The sequence below is a fragment of the Paenibacillus campinasensis genome (assembly GCF_002272015.1).
GTDB lineage: Bacteria > Bacillota > Bacilli > Paenibacillales > Paenibacillaceae > Paenibacillus_AQ > Paenibacillus_AQ campinasensis.
In genome coordinates this window covers 1-471 of record NZ_NPBY01000144.1, presented here as the reverse complement: position 1 = coordinate 471, position 471 = coordinate 1, and the positions used below count along the sequence as shown (strand labels likewise).

At 47.8% G+C, this 471-nt stretch carries 5 tRNA genes; all 5 read left to right on the top strand.

What is annotated here, in order from left to right:
- Nucleotides 1-21 precede the first annotated feature (21 nt).
- The 5 genes from CHH67_RS25770 (at nucleotide 22) to CHH67_RS25750 (ending at nucleotide 459) form a co-directional block, all read left to right on the top strand.
- A tRNA-Thr gene (locus tag CHH67_RS25770) sits at nucleotides 22-97 on the top strand.
- A gap of 5 nt (nucleotides 98-102) precedes the next feature.
- Nucleotides 103-188 (top strand) — tRNA-Tyr (locus tag CHH67_RS25765).
- 5 nt (nucleotides 189-193) lie between these two features.
- Nucleotides 194-267, top strand: a tRNA-Trp gene (locus tag CHH67_RS25760).
- Between the two features lie 21 nt (nucleotides 268-288).
- Nucleotides 289-364 (top strand) — tRNA-His (locus tag CHH67_RS25755).
- A gap of 20 nt (nucleotides 365-384) precedes the next feature.
- Nucleotides 385-459, top strand: a tRNA-Gln gene (locus CHH67_RS25750).
- Nucleotides 460-471: the final 12 nt, after the last annotated feature.

Below are 471 nucleotides of genomic sequence, written 5' to 3'. Positions count from 1 at the left end.
ATGTAAGTTACAATTGTATATGCCGGTGTAGCTCAATTGGTAGAGCAACTGACTTGTAATCAGTAGGTTGGGGGTTCAAGTCCTCTCGCCGGCACCACTTATGGAGGATTAGCGAAGTGGCCAAACGCAGCAGACTGTAAATCTGTTCTCGTACGAGTTCGGTGGTTCGAATCCATCATCCTCCACCAGTTATAGGGGCATAGTTTAAAGGTAGAACAGCGGTCTCCAAAACCGTTAGTGTGGGTTCAATTCCTGCTGCCCCTGCCAATCGAAACATCTTTAAATATGGCGGTCGTGGCGAAGGGGTTAACGCACCGGATTGTGGCTCCGGCATTCGTGGGTTCAAGTCCCATCGATCGCCCCATATTTCTTAAAAAATCATAATGGGGATTAGCCAAGCGGTAAGGCAACGGACTTTGACTCCGTCATGCATAGGTTCGAATCCTATATCCCCAGCCATTGATTTTTTAC